18 protein-coding genes and 1 pseudogene are annotated in these 20266 nt (G+C 74.9%); 11 read left to right on the forward strand and 8 right to left on the reverse strand.

Going from position 1 to position 20266, the window contains the following annotated elements; translation table 11 throughout:
* Positions 1 to 136: 136 nt before the first annotated feature.
* Positions 137 to 961, forward strand: coding sequence for a TIGR03084 family metal-binding protein (locus ACZ6EM_RS33190; protein WP_465773993.1), 825 nt, complete (start codon positions 137 to 139; stop codon positions 959 to 961).
* A gap of 161 nt (positions 962 to 1122) precedes the next feature.
* On the opposite strand, the gene ACZ6EM_RS33195 is transcribed toward ACZ6EM_RS33190, so the two are convergent.
* The 6 genes and pseudogenes from ACZ6EM_RS33195 to ACZ6EM_RS33220 all read right to left on the reverse strand — a co-directional run.
* Positions 1123 to 4413: an error-prone DNA polymerase gene (locus tag ACZ6EM_RS33195; RefSeq protein WP_465773994.1), complete on the reverse strand. Its 3291-nt coding sequence runs from the start codon at positions 4411 to 4413 to the stop codon at positions 1123 to 1125.
* A 58-nt stretch (positions 4414 to 4471) separates the two neighbouring features.
* The gene (locus ACZ6EM_RS33200; protein WP_452177200.1) at positions 4472 to 6196 is read right to left on the reverse strand and encodes a DNA polymerase Y family protein; all 1725 of its coding nucleotides are present in this window, start codon (positions 6194 to 6196) and stop codon (positions 4472 to 4474) included.
* Between the two features lies 1 nt (position 6197).
* Entirely contained in the window at positions 6198 to 6890 is a 693-nt protein-coding gene (locus tag ACZ6EM_RS33205; RefSeq protein WP_465773995.1) for a hypothetical protein, read from the reverse strand.
* A 786-nt stretch (positions 6891 to 7676) separates the two neighbouring features.
* Positions 7677 to 7913, reverse strand: coding sequence for an SRPBCC family protein (locus tag ACZ6EM_RS33210; RefSeq protein WP_465773996.1), 237 nt, complete (start codon positions 7911 to 7913; stop codon positions 7677 to 7679).
* A 150-nt stretch (positions 7914 to 8063) separates the two neighbouring features.
* Positions 8064 to 8756, reverse strand: a complete 693-nt coding sequence (locus tag ACZ6EM_RS33215; protein ID WP_452177203.1) for a DUF1062 domain-containing protein — start codon at positions 8754 to 8756, stop codon at positions 8064 to 8066.
* Positions 8757 to 9249: 493 nt separating this feature from the next.
* Positions 9250 to 9413, reverse strand: a pseudogene (locus ACZ6EM_RS33220) (helix-turn-helix domain-containing protein); the annotation flags it as partial.
* A gap of 471 nt (positions 9414 to 9884) precedes the next feature.
* On the opposite strand from ACZ6EM_RS33220, the gene ACZ6EM_RS33225 reads away from it, so the two are divergent.
* The 5 genes from ACZ6EM_RS33225 to ACZ6EM_RS33245 all read left to right on the forward strand — a co-directional run bounded on the left by ACZ6EM_RS33225 (position 9885) and on the right by ACZ6EM_RS33245 (position 13225).
* The gene (locus ACZ6EM_RS33225; RefSeq protein ID WP_401054083.1) at positions 9885 to 10424 is read left to right on the forward strand and encodes an RNA polymerase sigma factor; all 540 of its coding nucleotides are present in this window, start codon (positions 9885 to 9887) and stop codon (positions 10422 to 10424) included.
* Between the two features lie 20 nt (positions 10425 to 10444).
* Complete coding sequence (locus tag ACZ6EM_RS33230; protein ID WP_465773997.1) at positions 10445 to 10813, forward strand: hypothetical protein; 369 nt, start codon at positions 10445 to 10447, stop codon at positions 10811 to 10813.
* A 264-nt stretch (positions 10814 to 11077) separates the two neighbouring features.
* Positions 11078 to 11779, forward strand: coding sequence for an ArsR/SmtB family transcription factor (locus ACZ6EM_RS33235; RefSeq protein ID WP_465773998.1), 702 nt, complete (start codon positions 11078 to 11080; stop codon positions 11777 to 11779).
* Complete coding sequence (locus ACZ6EM_RS33240; protein WP_359900119.1) at positions 11776 to 12513, forward strand: SRPBCC family protein; 738 nt, start codon at positions 11776 to 11778, stop codon at positions 12511 to 12513. Before ACZ6EM_RS33235 ends, ACZ6EM_RS33240 begins: the two co-directional genes overlap by 4 nt.
* Positions 12514 to 12652: 139 nt before the next feature.
* Positions 12653 to 13225, forward strand: coding sequence for a dihydrofolate reductase family protein (locus tag ACZ6EM_RS33245; protein WP_465773999.1), 573 nt, complete (start codon positions 12653 to 12655; stop codon positions 13223 to 13225).
* Between the two features lie 115 nt (positions 13226 to 13340).
* Here the strand turns inward: ACZ6EM_RS33245 and ACZ6EM_RS33250 are convergent, their stop codons facing one another.
* Entirely contained in the window at positions 13341 to 14180 is an 840-nt protein-coding gene (locus ACZ6EM_RS33250) for a class I SAM-dependent methyltransferase (RefSeq protein WP_465774000.1), read from the reverse strand.
* Positions 14181 to 14366: 186 nt separating this feature from the next.
* Here ACZ6EM_RS33250 and ACZ6EM_RS33255 point away from each other — a divergent pair, with 186 nt between their 5' ends.
* Positions 14367 to 14957 (forward strand): DinB family protein, encoded by a 591-nt coding sequence (locus ACZ6EM_RS33255; RefSeq protein WP_401053945.1) that lies wholly within the window; start codon positions 14367 to 14369, stop codon positions 14955 to 14957.
* Between the two features lie 62 nt (positions 14958 to 15019).
* Here the strand turns inward: ACZ6EM_RS33255 and ACZ6EM_RS33260 are convergent, their stop codons facing one another.
* Positions 15020 to 15580: an AAA family ATPase gene (locus tag ACZ6EM_RS33260; protein ID WP_465774001.1), complete on the reverse strand. Its 561-nt coding sequence runs from the start codon at positions 15578 to 15580 to the stop codon at positions 15020 to 15022.
* A gap of 100 nt (positions 15581 to 15680) precedes the next feature.
* On the opposite strand from ACZ6EM_RS33260, the gene ACZ6EM_RS33265 reads away from it, so the two are divergent.
* The 4 genes from ACZ6EM_RS33265 to ACZ6EM_RS33280 all read left to right on the forward strand — a co-directional run bounded on the left by ACZ6EM_RS33265 (position 15681) and on the right by ACZ6EM_RS33280 (position 20195).
* The gene (locus tag ACZ6EM_RS33265) at positions 15681 to 16598 is read left to right on the forward strand and encodes a hypothetical protein (protein ID WP_465774002.1); all 918 of its coding nucleotides are present in this window, start codon (positions 15681 to 15683) and stop codon (positions 16596 to 16598) included.
* 203 nt (positions 16599 to 16801) lie between these two features.
* Complete coding sequence (locus ACZ6EM_RS33270; RefSeq protein ID WP_465774005.1) at positions 16802 to 17944, forward strand: SUKH-4 family immunity protein; 1143 nt, start codon at positions 16802 to 16804, stop codon at positions 17942 to 17944.
* A 220-nt stretch (positions 17945 to 18164) separates the two neighbouring features.
* Positions 18165 to 19250, forward strand: a complete 1086-nt coding sequence (locus tag ACZ6EM_RS33275) for a DUF2332 domain-containing protein (protein WP_465774003.1) — start codon at positions 18165 to 18167, stop codon at positions 19248 to 19250.
* Between the two features lie 186 nt (positions 19251 to 19436).
* Entirely contained in the window at positions 19437 to 20195 is a 759-nt protein-coding gene (locus ACZ6EM_RS33280) for a MerR family transcriptional regulator (protein WP_452177212.1), read from the forward strand.
* Positions 20196 to 20266 lie beyond the last annotated feature (71 nt).

Below are 20266 nucleotides of genomic sequence, written 5' to 3' on the forward strand. Positions count from 1 at the left end.
CCGGTGGCGAGAGTCCTGACATGCGTGTTTCGTGGAGTCGCGGACACCGGCGGCCGGGCGGGCATAGGGTGCGCCCGTACGCTACCGGCGGGTAGCAACTGCCGGACGGCAACCGCCTTCGACCGGAGGGAAACCGATGACCGACCCGAACGCCCCGGGCGACGTCCTGGGCGGACTGCTGGCGGACCTGCGGGACGAGAGCGCGGTGCTGGACGACCTGGTCGCCGGGCTGCCCGCCGGGGACTGGGCCCGCCCGACGCCCGCCGAGGGCTGGACGGTGGCGCACCAGATCGCCCACCTGGCCTGGACCGACGACTGGACGGCCCTGGCCGCGCGCGACCCGGAGGGCTTCGGCACCTCGCTCGGCGGGCGCTTCACCGAACTGGTGGCGGCCGGCGCCGACCCGGTCGAGGAGGGCGCCCGTACGGGTGCGGCCGCCGAGCCCGCGGCACTGCTCGCCCGCTGGCGGGCCGGTCGGGCGCAGGTGCTGGCCGCACTCGCCGCCGCCCCGGCCGACGTCCGGCTGCCCTGGTTCGGCCCGCCGATGAAGCCCGCCTCGATGGCCACCGCCCGGCTGATGGAGACCTGGGCGCACGGCCAGGACGTCGCGGACGCACTCGGCGCCACCCGTGAGCCCACCGACCGGCTGCGGCACATCGCCCACCTGGGGCTGCGCACCCTGGGCTTCGCCTTCACCCTGCACGGACTGCCCGCGCCCGAGCAGCCGGTCCGGCTCGACCTGACCGCGCCGGACGGCGGGACCTGGCCCATCGGCCCGGCCGGGGCCGAGGACGTGGTGTCCGGCCCCGCCCTGGACTTCTGCCTGCTGGTGACCCAGCGCCGCCACCGGGACGACCTCGCCCTCACCGCCACCGGGCCGGTCGCCACCGCCTGGCTCCCGATCGCCCAGGCCTTCGCCGGAGCGCCGGGCAAGGGGCGGCAGCCGGGGGCGCAGGCGTAGGGCGGGGCGAAGGCCTGGGACGCGGGGGCAGCCAGGAGGTCTGGTACACCGTCCGCCTCACCGACCTGCGGATCTTCGACCTCGCCGACCAGCCCGCCTTCTAGCCGTACCCCGACGCGTCGACGCGCACCGACGGGCGGAAGCACACCGGCCCGCCCCGCTCAGAGGCCGATCCGGAGCGGGGCGAGCCGGGTGGCGATCAGGTTGGTGGCGCCCCGGTCGCGCTCGATGTGCCCGTGCACCAGCAGCCCGGCCCGGTCCAGGGCGGTGCGGCGCCGGGACTCCCAGACCGGGCGGCTGCAGATCACGTTGATCAGCCCGGTCTCGTCCTCCAGGCTGAGGAAGAGCACCCCGCCGGCCGTCGGCGGCCGCTGCCGGTGGGTGACCAGGCCGCCGACCACCACCGCCGTCCCCGGCGGCACGTCCGCGAGCCGGTCGGCACAGAGGGCGCCGCCGCGCTCCAGCCGGGCGCGCAGGTGCTGGAGCGGGTGGCTGGTGGCGGAGGTGCCGGTGGCCCACAGGTCGGCGATGGTCTCCTCGACCGGGCTCATCCCGGGCAGCTCCGGCGCCTCGGCACCGGGCGTGGTGCCGGGGATCAGATCGGCCGAGATCCCGGCGAACGCCCCTGCCGCCCACAGTGCCTGACGTCTCGTCAACCCGAAGCGGTCGAAGGCCCCGGCCGTCGCCAGCGCCTCCAGGGCGGGCCCGGGCAGACCGGTGCGGCGGGCGAAGTCCTCCAGGTCCGCGTACGGCTGCCCGGCCACGATCGCCTCGGCCTGCGGGGTGCCGATACCGCGCACCGTCTCCAGGCCGAGCCGGATCGCCGGCTGCGGGCGCCCTGCCGTCAGCGGCGGCCCGGGGGTCGGCCCCCGGTACGGTTCCAGGGTGGGCCGCGCCCCGCTGGCGTTGACGTCCACCCCGCGCACCCGCACACCGTGCCGGCGGACGTCCGCGACCAGGCTGAGCGGCGAGTAGAAGCCCATCGGCTGGTTGGCCAGCAGGGCACAGGTGAAGGCCGCCGGGAAGTGGTGCTTCAGCCAGGCGCTGGCGTACACCAGGTAGGCGAAGCTGATCGCGTGGCTCTCCGGGAAGCCGTAGTTGGAGAAGGCCTCGATCTTGCCGTAGACGTCCTCCGCCACCTCGGGCGGGATGCCGCGCTCGGCCATCCCGCCCAGCAGCCGGTCGCGCAGCCGGGCGACCCGCTCGTGCGAGCGCTTGGCGCCCATCGCCTGCCGCAGCCGGTCGGCCTCGGCCGGGGTGAACCCGGCGCAGTCGATGGCGAGTTGCATCATCTGCTCCTGGAACAGCGGCACCCCCAGGGTCTTGCCGAGCGCGTTCTCCATCAGCGGGTGCGGGCAGCCGGCCGGCTCCGCCCCGGCGCGGCGGCGCAGGTACGGGTGGACGGAGCCGCCCTGGATCGGTCCGGGGCGGATCAGCGCGACCTCGACCACCAGGTCGTAGAAGTGGTCCGGCTTGAGCCGGGGCAGGGTCGCCATCTGCGCCCGGGACTCGACCTGGAACACGCCGACGGTGTCGGCCCGGCGCAGCATCGCGTACACGCCCTTGTCGTCGTCCGGGATGGTGGCCAGGTCGTAGCGCAGACCGTGGTGCTCCGCGACCAGGTCGTAGGTGTCGTGCAGGGCGGCCAGCATGCCGAGGCCGAGCAGGTCGATCTTCACCAGTCCGGCGCCGGCGGTGGACTCCTTGTCCCACTGGAGCACGGAGCGCCCGGGCATCCGGGCCCACTCGGTGGGGCAGATCTCGCCGATCGGCTCCCGGGTGAGCACCATGCCGCCCGAGTGGATGCCCAGGTGCCGGGGCAGGCCGTGCAGCTGGGTGGCGAGCTGGAGCACGTCGGCGGGGATGACGGCGTCCGCGCCGGGGGCGGAGCGGAAGTCGGTCTGCCGGCTGAACGCGTCCACCTGCCCCTGCGGGTAGCCGAGCACCCGGGCGGCGTCGCGGATCGCCAGCCGGGGCCGGTAGGTGATCACATTGGCGACCTGGGCGGCGTGCTCGCGCCCGTAGCGGCCGTAGACGTACTGGATGACCTCCTCGCGGCGGCGGTTCTCGATGTCCAGGTCGATGTCGGGCGGCCCGTCCCGGGCCGTGGAGAGGAAGCGTTCGAACAGCAGCTCGTAGTGGATCGGGTCGACGGCGGTGATCCCGAGGGCGTAGCAGACCGCCGAGTTGGCGGCCGAGCCGCGGCCCTGGCACCAGATGTCCCGGCTCCGGCAGAAGTCCACGATGTCGTGCACGATCAGGAAGTAGCCGGCCAGGTCGAGGTCCTCGATCACGTCCAGCTCCCGGCCGAGCTGGCGGCGGGCGGCGGCGTTGCCGGGGCCGAAGCGGCCCGGGCCGCCGGCCGCGACCAGGGCGCGCAGGTGGCTGATCTCGCTCTCGCCCTCGGGCACGGGGAAACCGGGCAGCTCCGGATCCAGCCGGGCGAAGTCGAAGGCGCAGGCCCGGCCGAGTTCGGCGGTGGCCCGCTGCACCCCGGGGAAGCGGGCCAGCCGGCCGGCCATCTCGCGGCCCGAGCGCAGGTGCGCGGTGCCGGCCGCCCTGGTCCAGCCGACCGCGTCCTGGAGGGTGCGGCGGTCGTGCAGCGCGGCGAGGCTCTGCGCGAGGCGGCCCTGGGCGGGGCCGGCGTGGTGGGCGTTGGTGGAGGCGACGACGGGGAGCCGCGCCGTCGCCGCGAGGGCGGCGAGGGCGTCGTTGCGCCGGTCGTCGCCGGGCAGCCACTGGTCGATCAGCTCGACGTGGACGTTCTCGCGGCCGAACGCCTCGGTGAGGGTACGGAGCCGGCGCTCGGCCTCGCCCCGGTCGGGCAGCGCGGCGGGGACCCGGCCGAGCCGGCAGCCGGTGAGCACCGCCCAGTGGCCGTCGTGCGCCCCGGCGAGCGCCGCGAGGTCGTACACCGGATTGCCCTTGGCGCCGCCGGCCAGCTGGGCGGCGGCGATCGCGGCGGAGAGGCGGCGGTAGCCGGCCGGGTCGCGGGCGAGGACCAGCAGGTGCTCCTCCGCCCCGCCGGCGCGGACGGTCAGCTCGGCGCCGAACACGGTGGCCAGGCCCGTGCCCCGGGCCGCCTCGGCGAGCCGGACGGCCCCGTACAGGCCGTCGTGGTCGGTGATCGCGAGGCTCTCCACGCCCAGCCGGACCGCCTCGGCGACCAGGTCCTCCGGGTCGCTGGCGCCGTCCAGGAAGCTGAAGGCGGAGTGGACGTGCAGCTCGGCCCAGGGCTCGGCGGCCCTCCCGGGGCCGGGACCGAACTCGGGCTCCGGGACCGGGGATCCGGCCGGAGCGGGGGGACGCTCCGGAGCAGGGGGAAGCTCGGGAGCGGGGGGAAGCTCGGGAGCGGGGCGGCGCAGCGGGACGACCGTGCGGTCCGGCGCCGCGCCGGTCAGCCGGCGGTGCAGCTCGCTCCAGGGGAGGGTGGGGTGGCTGGTGAAGCCCATCGGGGTCGCCTTCGTCGTTCTCGTGCTCGTTCCACTCCCCCCGGGTCCGGGCCGGCCGCTAGTCGTAGCCGGCCTCCAGGTACCAGGCACCCCCCTCCACGGTGAGCAGCAGCGCCCGGCCACCGCCCACCACGACCTGGAACCGCGCCCGGCGCCGGGCCAGCGACTGGTCCCACCAGTACTCGACCGCCGGCCAGGGACCGGTCCAGCCGTCCACCCGCTCCTCCCGGCCCCGGACCACGACCAGGGCCGGCCGGGCCGACACCCCCGCCCGGCCGTCCACCGTGACCGGCTGCCCGGCCCCGTCCAGCACCCGCACCGGCGCGGGCTCCCGCAGCACCACGGCGGGCCACACCTCCGGCAGCCGCCCCGGCCAGGGCGCGTCGGCCGCCACCGCCGCCTCGTACGGCTCGCCCCACGGCACCTTGACCGCCTGCTCGCCCGGGCCGCGCCCGCCGGCCGGCTCGATCCGGCGCAACCCCGCGTGGCCGAGCACCGCCTGCACCCGGGCGACCGCGCGCTCCACCCGGTCGTCCGCGACGGCCTGGCCCCACAGCGCGAGCTGGCGGCCCTGGTCCGGGGAGAGGCCGTCGGGGGCCAGCCGGAGCAGGGTGAAGCCCGTGTCCTCCCCGCCTTCCCCGTTGCCGGCGAAGGTGCCCGCGCCCTGCCAGGCCTGCAGCTGCCAACGGACCCGCTCGGCCAGCGCCGTCGCGGACAACCGGCCCTCGTGCCGCCACAGCCGGGAGGCCGTCCGACCGTCCGCGCAGGCCACCTCGACGGCCACCCGGCGGCAGGTCAGCCCGGCCCCGGCCAGCCGCCGGTGCAACTGCTCGGCCAGCGTGCGGGCGACGAACACCAGCGGCTCGGCCAGCGGCTCCGGCGGGTCGAAGCGCTGCTCGACGGCGAGGTCCGGCTCCTCGTCGCGCGGCACCAGCGGGCGCGGCTGCAAGCCGCGGGCCAGCCGGTGCGCGACCGTCCCGGACGGGCCGAAGCGGTCCGCGACCGACTCGGCCGGCAGGGCGGCGAAGGACCCGACGGTGGGCAGGCCGAGCCGCCCCAGCAGTTCGGCCAGCGTCTCGTCGCCCAGCGCGCTCACCGGGTACGGGGCGAGGAACTCCGCCGTCCGTCCGGCCGGGACCAGCACTCCGGCCCGGGCGGCGAGCACGGCGGCGAACAGGCCGTCGGCGACACCGACCCGGGCCTGCGGGGCGGCTTCGGCCGGAGCGGCCCGGGTCTGCGGGGCGGCTGCTGCGTCCCGGGCCGCCCGGGTCTGCGGGGCGGCTTCGGGTCGGGAGGCGGTTGCCGGTCGGGAGGCGGCTTCGGGTCGGGAGGCGGTTGCCGGTCGGGCCTCGACGGCCACCGCGCCCGGGACGGCGTCCGGGACGAGGGGCCGTCCGAGGGCGTCCGCCACCGCTCTGCCGACCTTGCCGGCCAGCGCCTCCTCGCCGCCGAAGTAGCGGCCCGGGCCCTTCACCGGGATCGCGCACAGTCCCGGACGGATCACCTCCACCCGGGGCGTGAACGCCTCCACCGCCGCGACCACCGGCTCGAAGCGGCGGGTCTCCGCCTCCGGGTCGCGGTCGCGCAGCTCCAGCTCCGGGCAGAGCCGCTGGGCCAGCTTGAGCCGCTGCCCCTGCCGCACCCCGGCCGCCCGGGCGCCCGCCGAGCAGGCGAGGATCCGCCCGCCCTCGGTCACCGCGACCGGGTCGTCGCCGGTGACGGCCACCACCGGCCAGTCCGGGCACCAGACCACCAGCACCCGGGGGGTTCCGTCGTCCGCCATCTCAGACCACCGCCGCCACGCGGGGTGCCATCGGCTCCGCCGCCGGTAGCGCCGGTAGTGCCGGTAGTGCCGGTAGCGCTGGTAGCGCCGGCATCGCCGCTTCCGCCACCGGCTGCGGCCGTCCCTGTCGCGGCTGTTCCTGGAGCGGGCGCACCGCGCCGTGCTCGTCGGGCAGCCAGAGCCGGGCCGTCCGGCCGCGCACCGCCGAGCCGCGGCCCTCGGCCACCACCTCCACCTGCCGGCCGACGAGCTGCCCGTGGCCGTCGCCCAGCCCGAACCAGCGCCCGGAGCGCACCCCCAGCCGCAGCACCGCGCCCGGCCACGGCCCGGCGACCAGCAGCACGCAGCCGCTGCGCCGCAGCACCGCCGCCAGCCGGGCGGCCAGCTTCGGCGGCACCAGCCCGTCCGGGCGCAACATGATCAGCTCGACCGCGCCGGCCAGCACCGAGACCACTTCGGCCCAGTGCGGCCCCGGATCGTCCGCGACCAGCAGCCGCCGCAGGTCCAGTCCGTACCCCTCGGCGGCGGCCAGCCCCAGGTCCGGCAGTCCGACCGCCGCGGCCCAGCCGCCCTCGGTCTCCTTCACTCCGGCGGCGAGCGCCAGCAGCAGCCCGGTGTCCCCGCCCGCCACCGACACCGCCGTCCCCCGGCGCAGCCCGGCGTCGGGCAGCACCTCCCGCAGCGCGGACGGCACCGGCAGCAGCCCCGGGGGCTCCGCCGTCCGCCCGGTGGCCGGTGTCGCCCGTCCCTCTCGCTCCTCCCGTTCCCGCGGCTCCCCCCGCTCCCCCCGCTCCCCCGGTGCGGCAGCCGGGGACGCCACCGGGCGGAGCACGGGGCGTGCGGGCTGCTCGGCGGTGGATTCGAAAACAGATTCGAAAACGGGCACACCCCCAGGATCGAACATTCGTTCGCAAAGATTCAAGTCCGACCTGGTCAACCCACCCGCACTCTTGTGCCTGAACGCGATACCTGTCACTTCAACGCGGCATCTGTCACCACGGGCGCGACGCGCCGAACACCCCGACCCCGGGGGTGCCGCCTCAGCGGCGGTCGCCCCCGGGGTGATCGGGCCGGTGACCGCGTCCGGTGACCTGGGTACCGCTTCACCCGGGGACCGTCCCAGGGTTCGGCGGACCTTCGCGGCCGGGGTCTCGGTCAGGGGTTTCGGGGTGTGTCCGGCTGGTCGATCTCGGCAGCGAGGTCGCGTGCGCAGGCGTCGAGGGCGGCAGCGATCGGTCGGAGCTCGCCGAGCCGGTTGGTGCGTTGCCGGTGGCGGGTCCCGGCGAGTTGTCACCTGGCCGCGATGTCTGTCACCCCCCTTCCCGGAACCCTCCCCGAGGAGGGCACGGGCAGCTTGGCGCTGAAGGCGAGAGCCGTGCCGCCGCCCTCGTCGGTCAGGTCGACCGGACCCGCCCGTGCGGGTCGAGGTCCAGCTCCAAGAGGGCCGGCGGATCGTAGGCCGTGACGGTGCCGGAGGCGATCACGGTGCGGCCGTCGGGATCGGTGGCCGGCAGCGCAGCACCACCGCGCCACCCTCCGCCGGATCCAACCGGTCGGCGGCAGCCAGCCGGCGCCGCAGCAAGGTCGGGCGCGACAGGTACCGCCGCACCGCGGCCACCGGCTGCGGGTAGTGACGGTAGAAGCGCACAGCCTGGCGACCTGCGTCGATGGCGACGATCCTGCCGTCGGGCCTGGGGACGCTCGAGGTTCCGGCCACGCTCCGACCACCGCCTGCCGCCACCGTTGCGGCACCCCGGACTGCGTCGTCGGAGGAGGCTGGACCCACCACGCGGGAGCCCGCCGCGCGGCTCACGAACGGCGAGTCCGTGAGCCGCGCGCGGGTACCGCCCCGCACCGAGCCGTCGGCCTACGCCCCGGACACCGCGCGCGACAGGCGCAGCGGCGCCTCGACGACGTCGGCGGCGCCGAGTTCGCGCACCGCCTCCCGCCGCGTCGCCGCGACCGGAGCCGCGAGCTGAGCCAGGGTCGCCGCCGGAGCGTGGACCGTCAGCTCGAAGTCGCGGCGCACCTTGGCGTCCGGGGCGAGCGGCAGGCGGATGCGGCCGTCCGCGACCATCCGGCGGACCCGGCTGCGGCTGAGGCCGAGGCCGGACATGAGCAGGCGTTCGACCCGGACCGGGACCGGCAGCTCGAAGCTCACCAGCACCGTCAGCGGGGTCGGATCGTCGATCGCGTGGAGCGGCGTGCGTGCCTCCAGCTCCCAGGTGCCGCTCCAGTCCAGGCTGTAGCCGTTCTTGGCGGCGAGCGACGCACTCATCATCAGTTCCCGCACCACGGCGAGGTCGTTGTTCTCGTACGCCTCCCTGCGGGCGGGTTCCAGCGACGACGTGTGGACGCGCTCGTGGACGGGCACCTTCGAGGTCCGGTCGCAGCCTGCGCAGCTGAGCAGCAGCCAGACGTCGAGGAGCTTGCCGTTGGCGTTGACACGGATCTTGCCCGAGGGCCGGTGCCGCGTGCTGGAGCAGTCCGGGCAGCTGCGGACGGCGGTGGGCAGCGCGGACTGGCGCACGGCCCAGCGGGCCTTGCGTTCGGTATGCATGGTGGTCTGTTTCCTGGTTCAGCAGGAACGCGCGCAGGCCGGATCGGATGGATCGGCCGGGGTTCCTGGAATCTGACGAGTGCTCACGAGGGCGCGTGTCATCGCCTCGGGGCGGGTGGCCGCATGGCGGGGCGTCCCGAGGTCGATCGCGCGACAGGTCGTATCTCTCCGTGGCAACTCGCGACGGCGCGTCTCATCGCCTCGGGACATGGCCACATGGCGACATGGCGGCATGGCGGCATGGCGGCATGGCGGCATGGCGGCATGGCGGCATGGCGGCATGGCGGCATGGCGGCATGGCCGAGCGCCGAGGGCGGTCGATCGCGTGAGCGCGCGTGTCATCGACTCGGCGCGCGGCCGGTGGCTCGGCGCAGAGGTCGATCGCGTAGGGGTGAGTTGCTACGTGGCAGTCGTCAGCACAGGTACATGCCGCACATCGTGATCTGGGCCGCGCTCCCCCGCAACCGGTTTTTTCGGACCACCGCCGTCGGACCAGCGCCGCCGGTTCCCCGCGCGAGCCGACGCCGAGCTTCGGATAGGCCTTCTGGAGGTGGTAGCCGACCGTTCGCGAACTCAGGAAGAGCTGGGCGGCGATGTCCCGGTTGGACATCCCTGGGCGGCGAGGCGGACGGTCTGCGTCTCCTGAGGCGTCAGGCCGGCGTAGTGCTCCGGTGATGCGCACGGCGGTCGTCACCCGCCAGGGTGGAGCGCCGACCTTGACCAGCCGGTTCGCTGCCCCGGGCGGTGACAACCGCCGTGACCAGGCGAGGCAGGTGACAACAATCTCGACCACTTGGTGACAGCTAGCGCGACCACGGCGGGGCGAACGCGCAGGTCGCAGGGCGCCCCGGGTGACAACTACCCCGACCAGTCACAACTCTCCGTGCACCCGGCCGCTCGCGCAGGCCGTACGGGCCGTGGCACGGCCGTCGGCGCCCCGCCGGGAACCCGGACGACTTTCTGCGGCGCGGGCCGAATCCTTTGGAGCGACCCGCACCTCTTATAAACGTTCCGACAAACGTCGGGTACGGGATCCGGAGGTAGTGATGATCATCGGAATCGGCATCGCCGTCGCCCTGGTGCTGCTCTGCACCTGCATGCTGGCCGTGAAGCGCAAGCGAGCCGGGCGTGGCTGAATCGACCTGGCCCGGCGAGCAGTTGATCGCCGCCGCGCAAGCCGGCGACGTCGACTCGATCGCCGCGCTGGTGTCGGGATCGCACCCCAATGTGCAGCGGTTCGCCCGTTCCCTCTGCGCCACCCCGGAGGACGCGGAGGACGCGGCACAGGAGGCCCTGATCATCCTGTACCGCAAGATCGGGATGCTGCGAGCCTCCGGCGCCCTGGCGTCCTGGATGTTCCGCATCGTCCGCAACGAGTGCCTCCGGCGCGCACGGACCCGGCTGCGGGACCACGGCGCACCGCTGCGACAGGACGTCTGCGTGGACTCCGCCGAGGAGACCGCCCTGCGCCGCCTGGAAGCCGGCACGGTGGCGGCCGCGGTCGCCGCCCTGCCCCCCGACCAGCGCCGAGTGCTGATCATGCGGGACATCCAGGGCCACAGCGGCCGGATGGTCGCCGACGCGCTGGGCCTCAGCACGGCGGCGATGAAGTCCCGTCTGCACCGGGCCCGTTCGGCGGTCCACCGGACACTGCGGCCCGCCACCTGAATCCGCCCGTGGAGGAAACGATGACCGGAACGAAGCCCGGAACGAAGCCCGGAACGAAGCCCGGAACCGCCACCGGACCCGGGGGCCCCGACTTCGCGAGCAAGTCCCTGGCCGAACACGTCGTGCGCGGCGTGGTGGGCATCGGCTCGCTGATCGGCTCGGTCGCCCTCGTCCCGGCGGTCGGGCCGGTCGGCCTGGCCCTCCTGCCGGTCGGCCTGCTCGCCCTGCGCGGCTGCCCGACGTGCTGGGCGATCGGCTTGGCGCAGACCGTCTCGCGGGGCCGCCTCCAGCGCTCCTGCGAGGACGGCCGGTGCACGCTGGCCGTCGCCGACCGCCACGACGAGCACGGGGAGGAGGTGCGGTCGGCGTTCACGGGCTCCACCGTCTGAGCGGCTCCCGCCGGAGGGCGGCGGGGGGCGGAAGGGCGGCGGGCACCGAGGGGCGGCGGCGAGGGGTGGCGGCGAGAGGGCGGGGATAGGAGGACGGGAGGGCGGGGGCCGAGAGGCGGCGGCGGGAGGGCTCGTCCCGTCGAAGTCCGGGCCTCCGCCCCGCGACCCCGTGTTCCGCCGGTCGGGCGGCGGCACTCGCCCGACCGGATTACCGACAAGTGTTTTTTCCTTGACAAATTTTTTTGTCGGCTGGATGCTGGAACGGTGCTGGAAGTCGCCGTGATCGAAGAACCCGCTGCGGCCGAGGCCTCGCTGGACCCCATGCGGTCACGCCTCCTCGCCGCCCTGACCGAGCCCGGCTCGGCCGCCATGCTGGCCGCCCGGCTGGGGCTGCCCCGGCAGAAGGTCAACTACCACCTGAAGGAACTGGAGCGGCACGGCCTCGTCGAACTCGCCGAGGAGCGCCGCAAGGGCAACGTCACCGAACGGGTGTACCGCGCCACCGCGGCCTCCTACGTGATCTCCCCCAACGTCCTGGCCGCCGTGAGCCCGGACCCCGCCCGCTCCCCCGACCAGCTCTCCGCCCGCTGGCTGCTGGCGCTCGGCTCCCGGCTGGTGCAGGAGGTCGGGTCCCTGCTGACCGGCGCCTCCCGGGCCCGGCGGCGGGTCGCCACCTTCGGCATCGACGCGCAGGTGCGGTTCGCCTCCGCGGCCGACCGGGCCGCCTTCGCCGAGGAGTTGGCCCAGTCCGTGGCCGCCCTCGTCAGCCGCTACCACGACGAGTCCGCCCCCGGGGGCCGCAGCCACCGGGTGGTGGTCGGACTCCACCAGATCCCCGCCGCACAGCCCGGGGCGGAGGCGGGGGCGGCCGGGGCCGGACCGGCCGGGACCGGGCCGGAGGCCGACGCCGCCGGCAGCGCGACAGAAGGCGCCGGAACCGCACCGAACCAGGAGAACCCACGATGACCCACCCGTTCGAGATCGAGCTGGAGACCTCCCTCCCGGCGAGCCCGGAACAGGTCTGGGAGGCGATCGCCACCGGACCGGGACTCGACTCCTGGTTCATGGGCCGCAACGAACTGGACCCGCGCGAGGGCGGCACCGCCGTCATGGAGACCGGGGGCCACCGCGCGGAGGCGGTCGTCACCGCCTACGAGCCCGGCAAGCGCCTGGCCACCCGTACGGCCGCCGGCGAGGACGGCCGGTTCATGGCCTTCGAGTACCTGATCGAGGGCCGGGACGGCGGTGCCACCGTGCTCCGCGTCGTCCACAGCGGCCTGCTCGGCGACGACTGGCAGGACGAGTACGACGCGCTGCGCCGCGGCTGGCCCTTCCACCTCCACACGCTGCGCGAGTACCTCACCCACTTCCCCGGGCGCACCGCCGTCCCCGTCTTCGCCGCCGCGCCGTCGGCCGGCCGGCCGGAACCGGAGGTCCGGGCCCTCCTCGCCCACGCCCTGTCGCTGCCGCTCCCGGTCACCGCGGGCACGCGGGTCCACGGCGAACCGGCGGGCCTGCCGCCGCTGGACGGCGAGGTGGCCTGGGCGGACGACGAACGCTTCGAGGTCCGCACCGCCGACGGGCTCTACACCTTCCACCACGGCTCCGGCCTGGTGCTGATGTTCCACCACCTCTTCGGCCCGGCTCCGGACGGGTCCGAGGCCGCCTGGCAGCAGTGGCTGTCCGGGGTCCTCGGCTGACCTGCTCCTTCCGGCCGGCCGGACCTCCCCGGCCCGACCGACTTACTGCCCCGACCGGCCCAGCCCGATCGGCCCGTCGATCCGACAGCCCCGACCGGCCTGACCGCTCCAGATCCGCACGAGAACCGAGGAACCACCCATGCGCACCCTGATCAGCACCGCCTTCATCTCGCTCGACGGCGTCGTCGAGGGCCCCGGCGGCGAACCCGGCTACCGCAACTCCGGCTGGACCTTCAAGGACATCGAGTTCCTCCCCGAGGCGTTCGAGATCAAGGGGCGGGAGCAGGAGGAGGCCACCGCGATGCTGCTCGGCCGGGTCAGCTACCAGGCGTTCAGCCCGGTGTGGCCGGACATGCCGGAGTTCGCCCGCTACAAGACGCTGCCGAAGTACGTCGTCTCCACCACCCTCACCGAGGACGACCTGGTGCCGAACTGGGGCGGGACCACCATCCTGCGCTCGCTCGACGAGGTCGCCGCGCTGAAGGAGACCGAGGGCGGCGCGATCATCGTCCACGGCAGCGCCGCCCTGAACCGCGCCCTCTCGGACGCCGGTCTGATCGACCGCTACCACCTGCTCGTCTTCCCGCTGCTGCTCGGCGCCGGCAAGCGTCTGTTCAGCACGACGGACAAGGACACCCAGAAGCTGAAGCTGGTCGAGCACGAGGTGTACGGGAACGGCCTCCAGAAGCAGGTCTTCGACATCGTCCGCTGACCGCTCCCCGGCTGCTCCGCTCCCCTCCGTCGGCGGCGAGAGCGTCGACGACGGGGTCGGGGCGGGGACGGCCCTCCTGTCCGGTCTCCCGTGTCCCGTGTCCCGTCCCGGACCGTCAACGCTCCTCTGCGGTGCGCCAGATGAACACCTCGCTGCTCGGCTGCCGCTCCGAGAAGAGCCCCGACGGCGAGGTCCGGGCGAGGAGGCCGCGGAGGTCCGACTCGAAGGCCGGGCGGCGCTCCGCGAAGAGGTGCGGGGCCGAGGAGGAGAGCGCGAAGACGCCCGCGACCGCCTCGTCGGCCGTGCGCTCCAGCGGTCGCCCGCCCGGGACGACGATCCGCTGCGGGCCGGTGAAGCCCGCCCGGGCGAGGACGGCGGCCTCGTCGTCCGGCGTGCCGTGCGGCAGCAGCCCCTGCCCGGCGCGGCGGACCGGGCCGAGGTAGTGCCGGACCAGCTCGCCGATCGCGGCGTACGGGACCGGCGGGTGCGGCAGCCCCTCGGTGGGCCGCGGTTCGCCCTTCAGGTCCGAGACGTGCGCCAGGGCGCCGCCGGGCCGCAGCACGCGCCGTACGGTCGCCGCCACCAGGTCGCGGTCCATCCAGTGGAAGGACTGGCCGAAGGTCGCCAGTGTGAAGGTGCCGAGGCCCGACGGCAGTTCCTCGGCCCGGGCCCGCACCCAGGTGGCCTTGGGCTCCGCGGCGCCGGCCCGGCGCGCCTCGGCGATCATCCCGGCGTCCGGGTCCACTCCGACGACCTCGCCGAACAGATGCGCCAGGCCCAGCGCCAGCGTGCCCGGCCCGCACCCCACGTCGAGCAGCCGCCCCCGCCCGTCGAGCCCCAGCGCCTCGGCCAGCGCCTCCGCCAGTCCGGGGGCGTACGGGAGCCTGCCGCGGGTGTAGTGGGCGGCTGTTCCGGCGAACAGCGTCTCGTCCCAGGACCAGGGGTCGTCTGCCATGGCTTCTCCTCCAGGGGTCCGACCGGGAGCGGCCGTGGGGATCCGGCCAGGGGCGGCCGTGGGGATCCGGCCAGGGTTCCGGCCTCGGGCGAACGGGGTTGATCCTGGCACGAGTTGACTCCTGGCCAGAAGTCCGCGGGGCGGGAAATCGATGGACAGGCATTCCGTGATCAGCAGACTGATCCCATGACTGTGACAGATGACAAGACCGACCTTCGGATCTACATCCAGGACGCCCGCGACGCCCTGCTCTGGAAGCTCGAAGGCCTCTCCGAGTACGACCTGCGCCGCCCGCTCACCCCCACCGGAACCAACCTGCTGGGCCTGGTCAAGCACGTCACCGGCGCCGAGGCGCTGTACTTCGGCGACACCTTCGGCCGCCCCTTCCCCGAACCCGCCCCCGTGTGGATCACCGGCGGGACCGAGCCGAACGGCGACCTGTGGGCGCGGGCGGACGAGAGCACCGAGGAGATCACCGGGCGCTACCGGCGGGTCTGGGCACACTCCGACGCCACCATCGAGGCCCTGCCGCTGGACGCCGTCGGCACGGTCCCGTTCGGCGCCGGCCACGAACAGACCCTGCACCGGGTACTCGTCCACATGATCGCCGAGACCCACCGCCACGTCGGACACGCCGACCTGGTCCGCGAACTCGTGGACGGCGCCACCGGCCAGCGCTCCGACGGCGCCAACACCGCCCCCGGCGACGCCGACTGGTGGCGGGCCCACCACGACCGCGTGGAGCAGGCGGCCCGGCAGGCCGGCGGACTGGCCTGAGCCGGAGGGGGGTGGGAGCCGGAGGGGCCGAGGGGCCAGAGGGGCCGAGGGGGCCGGGGCCGTCAGCTCTCGTGCGGGGCCACGTCCGCGCCGACGTGCCGCACCACGGCCGCCGCCCGGTCGGCGAGGGGCCCCGGGGCGATCGGGACGCACACGTACCCGAACCCGGCATAGGCCTCCCGGTGGATCCGCTCGAACCGCAGCGACTCCTCGTACGAGATGCGCCGGGCCTCGGACGGGGTGACGAAGCCCGGGCTCTCCACGAAGAACACCCTGCGCTCGTACACCCCCGCCTCCCGGATGCGGTCGAGCTCCCGGGTGAGGGCCCGGGTCACCGGATGGCCGAGGTACACCGTCAGGGCGAACGTGCACACCGGCGAGCGGTCGAAGAACCGCACCTCCCCCGGTCGGCCGACGGCCTCCTCCTGCCGCCGCCGCTGCAGGTCGACCACCGCGTCCACGAACGACGGGTCCGTCCACGGCTCCGGCTCGCCCTGGGCCTGCCGCAGCGCGATGACGTCCGTCGCGGCCTCCTCGACCACCGGATGGCCCGCCCACTCCAGCCACCGCAGGATCGCCGTCTTCCCGGCCCCCGGGGTGCCGGTCAGCAGGTAGCGCTTCATCCCCGCACTCTACGGGCCGGGTGGAGCGGCAGCGAAGCGGCTCCCTAGGGTGTCGGGCATGGGGACCTCCGGCGTGACGGGTACGGAACAGGGTGCGAGAGTGACCGTCCGGTGCGCGGACTGCGGAGGCGACGCGGTCCGGAGCTTCGGACAGTTCCTGCTGCACGGACGGGAGTTGTGGTGGGACGCCGAGCGTTTCTGCCCGCAGTGCGGCGCCGCCTGCTGCGAGGACGCGGGCCCGGAGGCGGCACCCCAGGACGTCCGCGAGACGCTGCTGACCGCCCACGGACCGGCCCGGCTCCGGCTCACCGGGCCGCTCACCGACCCGGTGGCCGCGCTGCGGACGCTCCGCGAAGGAGCGGGCATCACACTCCGGCAGGCGCGGGAACTCCTGGACGAGCTGCGGGACTTCGGCCTCAGCGGGACAGCCGTCGAGATGGCGTACTGGCGGGCGCGGCTGGCCGGGCGCGGAATCGAGGCGGAGGTGGCGGACGGCTTCGGGAGGGCGTACCGGTACGTGGGGCCGCCGGAGCTGTGGGCAGCGGGCGACGGCACCGGTGGTGGCGGTCAACGGTTGCGGACGGAAGGCGAGTTCGCCGCCTGGGTGGAGGGGCGGTCGGCGGAGGAACTCGCGGAACCGTTCACCTTCGCGGTCGACCTCGGCGGCGCGCTGCGGCTCGCTCCGCGCCGCAGCGAGCATGTGGACTGTGCGGGCGGGGAGTTGGTGCTGAGCGCCGGGGAGATCGGGTTCCGGCGGTCACCGGGCGGATGGGAGGTCGAGACGGTCAGCAACCACTCCACCGGCTACTGCCCCGACACCACGTCCTGGCCCGCCGTCGCCGCCGCCCTCGCCCGCCTCGGGCTGCCGCACCCCGACACCTTCACCCACGCCGTGGTCTTCCGCCGCTGCCCCCGGTGCGCCCGGTGCAACCTCGTCCGCGAGGAGCACTACGCCTGCGTCTTCTGCGACGCGGACCTGCCCGAGCACTGGAACGTCGACGGGGCCGCGCTGCCGTGAGCCGCCCGGGCGCGCTCCCCTCCGCCCCCACACGGCGAGCGCCCCGGGCGACCAACCGAACCACCCCGCCCCCGGCCGGCCGCTCACACCGACCCGCCGCCACACCCCTCCCCCACTCGGGAGTCCTCGGTGTTGTCGGGCCGGGCCGCTAGGGTCTGTGGGTCACGGGGCAGGCAGGGAAAGGGTTGGGGCACGTGGGGTTTGTGCGGGCAGCGGAGCTGCCGGGTGAGGTGGTGCACGCGGGGAGTCGGGACTTCCTGGTGCGGGAGGGGCTTCCGGCGACCGGGGCGTTCCTGGACTTCGAGGCCCTCGGGGACGGGGAGCTGACGGCGTTCCCGGCGGAGGCGGAGCGGCTGTTCGTCCTCGGGGAAACGGAGTACTGCACGCCGTTCGCCGCCGGCGGGAGCCTGGTGCTGCTGGACGGGGTGACCGGCGAGGTGTTCCTGGACAACGGTGGCCCGCGGCGCGACCTGCTGGCCTCCGGCGTGGCCGCGCTGGCGGGCCTGGTGCGCGAGGTGGACGCGGTGGCCGAGGGGGCCCGGCGGCCGGAGGCGCTGGACGGGCGGCGCGGGCCCACCGTGGTGGCCGAGGTGCTGGCGGGGGCCGAGCGGCGGATGCGGGAGATCGATCCCGGGCTGTTCGACGACGGGTCCGCGCCGCCCCCGCACTGGGGCACCGCGCTGCTGGTGCGGGCGTTGGGCTGGGGCGCGCTGCCGGGCGGGCCGGGCGGGCCCGCGTACGAGACGACCCCGGAGCTGGTGGCGGAGCTGGCGGCGCTGACGGACCAGGACGGCGGCCCCGGCCGGGTGCACCGGTTCCGGCCCGAGGAGCTGCCCGCCGCTCTCGTACACGAGCCGACCCGGCGGCTGCTGACCGAGGTCGGCCTGCCGCTGGGCGGGGCGATGTTCGGGGTGTGCGAGGAACCGCTGGTCACCATGGGCGAGGCGTACCCGGAGTACTTCGACGGCGAGGAGGAACGGCCGTACCAGCGGGACTACCTCGCCCTCGGGGACTGGCCGACCGACCTCACGATCGCCCTGGACTGCGCCACCGGCCGGCTGGAGCTGCCGGACTGGTACGACGACGGCCACCCCGAGGCCTACCTGAACCGCGACCTGTCCGCCCTGCTCTACGCCCTCTGGACGTACGAGCGGCTGCGCGCCGAGTGGGACCGCTGGGAATACGGCCGGGCCCGGGGCACCTGGGCGGTGTTCGATCCGCAGGCGCTGCTGAGCGCGGTGGTGGACCGACTGGTGGAGACCGTCGACCCGGAGGCGTTCGCCTCGCCCGGCTGCTCCTGGCGACTGCTCGCCGAGGACGGGCACATGGGCGGCCTGCTCGGCTGAGCGCTTCGCCCGGCCAGGCTCTGGTGACGGGCGGTGGCCGGGGCGCCGGTGCACCGGCCCGCCGGTCGACACGCTGCGGGCGGCGGGAGGGGTGACGGGCCGGTCGACGTGCTGCGGGAGGTGTGACGGGCCGGTCGACGTGCTGCGGGAGGTGTGACGGGCCAGGCGTAGGCTGAGCCGATTCGATCACTTGAGAAGGCGTCGAAGGGAGCTGCGAGGGATGCGCAGCGATACGGGGGAGCTCTACCGCGCGTTCGCGGAGAGGGAGGCGCACGGCAACTCGCCGATCTACCAGGAGCTGGCCGAACGCGTCGCCGAGGACCGGCAGTTGTGTGCGCTGCTGGACGGGCTGCCCATCGCGAAGCGGCAGCCGAACCTGCTGTTCGGCGCGGTCCGGCACCTGGGCGGGCCGGTGACGGAGGGCTGGCCGGCCTTCTACGGCTGGACGGCGGAGCACTGGGCCGGGGTCTCGGCGACGATGCTGGAGCGGCGGACGCAGACCAACGAGGCGGGCCGCTGCGCCACCCTGCTGCCGCTGCTGGCCGCGCTGCCGCAGCCGCTCGCCCTGATCGAGGTCGGCGCCTCGGCCGGACTCTGCCTGTACCCGGACCGGTATCGGTATCGGTACCGGTACCGATACGTGGCCGGAGACGGGCGCAGGAGTGGGGGCGGGAGCGAGAGCGGCAGCGGCAGCGGCAACGGCAGCCGGGCCGGTACCCCGGTCGCCGAGTTCGGCGCCGAGGCGAGCCCGGTGACGCTGGACTGCGCGGTGAGCGGTCCGGTGCCGTTCCCCGGATCCCTGCGGGAGCGGCTGCCCGAGGTGGTGTGGCGGGCCGGGATCGACCTCAATCCGCTGGATGTGCGGGCCGAGGAGGACGTGCGCTGGCTGGAGTCGCTGGTCTGGCCCGAGCAGACCCACCGGCTGGACCGGCTGCGCGGCGCCGCCCGGGTCGCCCGGGCCGAACCGCCGCTGCTGGTGCGCGGCGATCTCAACGCGACGGTGGGCGAGTTGGTGGCTCGGGCCCCGGCGGGGTCGACGCCGGTGGTGTTCCACAGCGCGGTGCTCGCGTACCTGTCGCCGGAGGAGCGGGAGGAGTTCGCGGCGACGATGCGTGAGCTGCCCGGGCACTGGATCTCCAACGAGGCGGTTTCCGTGCTGCCGACCGTCGCCCGACGCCTCCCCCGCCCGGCCCCGGTCGGCTCCGGACTGTTCGCGCTCGCGCTGGACGAGCGGCCGGTGGCCTTCACCGGGCCGCACGGGCAGTCCCTGGACTGGTTCGGCGAGGCGTGGCCCGGCGAGGCATAGAGGCAGGCGAGGTAGAGAGGCACAGGCGGCGCGCGGCGGTGTGCGGCGGTGTGCGGCAGCGGGTAAACCGGCGGGAGTCTCGGGCTTGAAGCTGCCGCAACGGCAGCCTCTACCGTCGTGACCAGGGCCGGAGAACCGGCCCCGGTCCACGCGAACGTGGGGACATGGAGAACGAGGGAGGCGGCCATGGCCTGGCCCATCGCCGAAGTGGCCCGGATGTCCGGCGTGACCGCCAGGACGCTGCGGCACTACGACGAGATCGGGCTGCTGCCCCCGGCCTGGATCGGCTCCAACGGCCACCGCTACTACGAGGAACGGCAGTTGCTCCAACTGCAACAGATCCTGGTACTGCGGGCACTGGGCGTGGGGCTGACCGAGATCGCCCGGATCCTGGGCGATCAGGTGGACGAGCTGGAGGCCCTGCGGGGCCACCGCCACCGGCTGGTCGCCGAGCGCGACCGGCTCGACGCCCTGGCCACCACTGTCTCCCGCACGATCGCCGACCTGGAACGCTCCCGGAAGGACGGCACGCCCATGACCATCAACCGCCCCGAGAACCTGTTCGAGGGCATCCAGCCCGACGACGTCGACGCGAGCCTGCGCGACTTCCCCGAGCACGCCGAGGCGGCTCGGCGCGCGACCGCCGCGATGTCTCCGGCCGAGATCGAGGCCGGACAGCGCGAGCGGACCGCCCGCATGATCCACCTGGCGGAGCTGATGGCGGCCGGCCACCCGGCCGGCGCCGAGCCCGTGCAGAGCAAGATCGACGAGGAGTACCAACTGCTCCGCACCATCCGTTCGGTTCCGGCCGAGGAGTACCTGGCGATCGCCCGTTCCTGCACCGAGAACGAGCAGTGGAGCGCCGCGTACGAGGCCATCGCCCCGGGCCTGGCCGCGTACCAGCGTGCCGCCATGGAGGAGTACGCGGCGGCGCGGCTGTCCTGAGCCGGGTCGAGCCGGACCGACCCGGCCTGGCCCAACCCGGTCCGGTCCGGTCCGGGAGCCTTACGGGGGGC

The organism is Kitasatospora sp. NPDC041917, assembly GCF_055589745.1.

Bases quoted from the DNA above. Each gene is read 5' to 3' on its own strand.
- ACZ6EM_RS33255 (WP_401053945.1), top strand. From the start codon at position 14,367: ATGACTGTGACAGATGACAAGACCGACCTTCGGATCTACATCCAGGAC.
- ACZ6EM_RS33215 (WP_452177203.1), bottom strand. From the start codon at position 8,756: ATGCATACCGAACGCAAGGCCCGCTGGGCCGTGCGCCAGTCCGCGCTG.
- ACZ6EM_RS33195 (WP_465773994.1), bottom strand. From the start codon at position 4,413: ATGGGCTTCACCAGCCACCCCACCCTCCCCTGGAGCGAGCTGCACCGC.
- ACZ6EM_RS33275 (WP_465774003.1), top strand. From the start codon at position 18,165: ATGCGCAGCGATACGGGGGAGCTCTACCGCGCGTTCGCGGAGAGGGAG.
- ACZ6EM_RS33230 (WP_465773997.1), top strand. From the start codon at position 10,445: ATGACCGGAACGAAGCCCGGAACGAAGCCCGGAACGAAGCCCGGAACC.
- ACZ6EM_RS33240 (WP_359900119.1), top strand. From the start codon at position 11,776: ATGACCCACCCGTTCGAGATCGAGCTGGAGACCTCCCTCCCGGCGAGC.
- ACZ6EM_RS33190 (WP_465773993.1), top strand. From the start codon at position 137: ATGACCGACCCGAACGCCCCGGGCGACGTCCTGGGCGGACTGCTGGCG.
- ACZ6EM_RS33250 (WP_465774000.1), bottom strand. From the start codon at position 14,180: ATGGCAGACGACCCCTGGTCCTGGGACGAGACGCTGTTCGCCGGAACA.
- ACZ6EM_RS33280 (WP_452177212.1), top strand. From the start codon at position 19,437: ATGGCCTGGCCCATCGCCGAAGTGGCCCGGATGTCCGGCGTGACCGCC.
- ACZ6EM_RS33200 (WP_452177200.1), bottom strand. From the start codon at position 6,196: ATGGCGGACGACGGAACCCCCCGGGTGCTGGTGGTCTGGTGCCCGGAC.
- ACZ6EM_RS33245 (WP_465773999.1), top strand. From the start codon at position 12,653: ATGCGCACCCTGATCAGCACCGCCTTCATCTCGCTCGACGGCGTCGTC.
- ACZ6EM_RS33260 (WP_465774001.1), bottom strand. From the start codon at position 15,580: ATGAAGCGCTACCTGCTGACCGGCACCCCGGGGGCCGGGAAGACGGCG.